Annotated in this window: 3 protein-coding genes; all 3 read right to left on the bottom strand. The window is 52.8% G+C overall.

Features of this window, described 5'->3' with window-relative positions; genetic code table 11:
- Positions 1-687: 687 nt before the first annotated feature.
- Positions 688-1,209: a hypothetical protein gene (locus tag CEE69_RS31690; protein ID WP_143549407.1), complete on the bottom strand. Its 522-nt coding sequence runs from the start codon at positions 1,207-1,209 to the stop codon at positions 688-690.
- Between the two features lie 109 nt (positions 1,210-1,318).
- The gene (locus CEE69_RS32695; protein WP_158231119.1) at positions 1,319-1,879 is read right to left on the bottom strand and encodes a hypothetical protein; all 561 of its coding nucleotides are present in this window, start codon (positions 1,877-1,879) and stop codon (positions 1,319-1,321) included.
- 58 nt (positions 1,880-1,937) lie between these two features.
- On the bottom strand, positions 1,938-2,384 hold the full coding sequence (locus CEE69_RS32700; protein WP_158231120.1) for a hypothetical protein: 447 nt from the start codon (positions 2,382-2,384) through the stop codon (positions 1,938-1,940).
- Positions 2,385-2,702: the final 318 nt, after the last annotated feature.

The raw sequence follows: 2,702 nt of genomic DNA on the forward strand, positions 1-2,702 counted from the left end.
CGTCAGGGCGGAGACTCGATCTTCGAAAACGCACTAAAAGTGTGACCGCTGAACGTACGCGCCGAAACGGCTATACTGCCAAACTATAAAACCCACATAGCAGCTTATTGGTTATCCGCTTATGGTATCAATGTAGAGCCGCCAGATTGTATCCGGCGAAATGACCACGTGCTTCGGGTACTCGTTCCATGGAACAATCAGAAGGCGGGGTGGATGATCGTCAATCGAGTAAAATATCTGAACGCTGTCAGTAGCATATATCCGTCGATCATTCACAAAGCACTCGACCCCACGGCCATCGGCATGAAGCTCGTACACGAACCAGTCCGGCGACTCGCGATACGGCGTTTCCAGCTGAGTCGTCATTCGATTTAACGCGACAATTCGGTGACGCTGCAGTCGTGGATCAGTTACTACGAACACTCCTCTCGTGCATGGATAAGAAGCGGGTTCAGTCGTGCTGGTAATGTAGTAACCGTCCAATCGCGGTGAAAGCAGGCGGTCAGCGATAGGTCGGTAAAAAGCGAAACAGGCTGCAACGCCAAGTACAGCGATCAGAAGGGAACGAAGTCTGAATGTCATTCATCAATCGGATAACGACCGCGATAACCGAGTCGCGGCGATCGATTTTCCATTGTCAAATACGGCGACTCCGCGACTTCGGTTCATCGCTTGGTTCGTCGGTCTTTAGTTGTACCAATTTTGAACATGCACATCTGGCCTTGCCACGCGGAAACGGGCAATTCCCTCCGGCGTCACTTCGGACTGAAAGACGTCAACCACTCGCAATGATTTTAGAGGCACCAAAGAGTATAGGTCATCGTCGGTGACATTCGTGCCACCGAACCCAATCAATTCGATCGATTTGCTTGCGTGCAGGCGTTGAAATGCGTCGCAATCTATGCTTGAACGATCGAACGATATAACTTTCAGATTTGGCATGGCCAATAATGCGTCGATAGTCTGGCGGTCAACCTTCGAATCTTCGGAGAAGCATGCTGCTGCAACATCCGCCAGCGCTTCGGGTTTGTTGCTGGAGATCGCCAGCGAGATGTTCGCATGATTGTCAAACCAAAGATCGTCAGCGAAGTAAAGCTGAGCATTACTACGCTGAAGTGCTGTGTCGTAGCTGAGTTGACGAAGTGTCCACCCGACAGCCAAGCCGAACAGCGGGCAAGCGATCAACAGTGCTTTGAGGCTGAACTTCACGCCTTTAGTCCGACGAACGGTAGAAATCACGGGGAACGGGCGAACGACGTGCAAGCAGACGAGAAAACGAACCACCCGTTCTCCCGTGCATTTCATGGTTCTGCCCGATTCACTGCATGTTCACTTCACCGAAGATATCGGAATCGCGACCATCGTACAATTCATTTGAGTCGTTGACCGATAGTCGCCAGTAGAGGAAAGCTGGTTCGATATCGGGGCATTCAGCGATTAATTGAGCGCGCAGTTCCATCAAGTCAGTATCGGATTCAACACGCCCATGAATCGTGACAAACAACGCCTTCTTCGCGTCGCACGTGGCTCGAACGTCAGCAAATCGTGAATCAGGCGTTAGTACGTTCAGTAACTGTGTTTCGGCCCGTATCTGGGTTCGGTGTCGGCGGGAGAGAGAGGCGATACCGGGGCTCACACTCGGCGAGAAGAAAAGGACCGCGAAGACAGTTGTGGCAAACAGCGATGCGATAGTGCGCCGGGCGATGTTGTGGCGCCGATTTGTGATAAAGACGCGATAAGCGACGAATGTACTCGCAGCAACGAGCAGGCAAAACGTGACGGCTGCACTCGTGCCAAGCAGATATTGGCCCCTCAAGAACGCCGCGATGCAAAGGAACAGCCCAATGGCGATCAGCAATGGGTTGCGTTTAGGAATCACAGTATCTTCTTGGCAGAACGTTGCGGATCACCCGGTCGGCGCGAGAGATTTTCCGTTGTCAAAATGCCCGACTCGCCGACTCGGGTGCATCCGATGGTTCGCCGCTATCGACCCATCGGATCGGAAAACTAAACGTTGCCGAATCTTCGTTGATCCCAAAGTCCACCAAAATCGCAATCGTGTTCCTTGGGACGTGCCCTGGAACCGTTTTGATCATGACCAGCCCGTAGCCGTCGACTGATGGTAAATCGACGAAGGGAGGGGGATCGAAGTCTTCGAGCGGCACACTGCGAGAATACGAGGAAACCGTAGGGCCCTCCGGTAGTGCATCCTTTCCGTCTACCTGACGGTATACCGGCGTAGTCGTGTTGATGTTGCCGACGTCTTCAGGGCCGGAATATTCGAGGACGAACATCAGATCGAGGTACGAAAGATTCTCCGACGAAATTCGCCGCTCCGACAACTGAAGCAAGTGGACGGTAATGTCCCCCGAAGTTCTAGACATGCTGGTGATGCATGGCATTGAACGCGATGCATCATCGCCATCGGTGCTTGCATGCTGATTCATGTTGCGGGAACCGCAGCCCGATAGCACAGCGATGACGAGGAGAATTGCGAGTTGATACATTGCGTCTGTCGGCGAACGGTACGCGTAACCGGGAACGCGCGGGAAAGTCTCTAACGGCCAAATCGCTTAGCTCGCGTTCTCCGGTTCACGCGATGGTTACACCGTTTTAGAGACCCTTGAGTACGGTTGCAAGTTTCGTGGACTCGGCTTGTGTCGGAGAGACGATGATGAATTGCCCATTGATGGGTGACAGAA

This window comes from Rhodopirellula bahusiensis (assembly GCF_002727185.1).
Lineage (GTDB): Bacteria > Planctomycetota > Planctomycetia > Pirellulales > Pirellulaceae > Rhodopirellula > Rhodopirellula bahusiensis.

Excerpts from the sequence above, each read along its gene's own strand:
- CEE69_RS32700 (WP_158231120.1), bottom strand. The coding sequence starts at position 2,384 with ATGTCTAGAACTTCGGGGGACATTACCGTCCACTTGCTTCAGTTGTCG.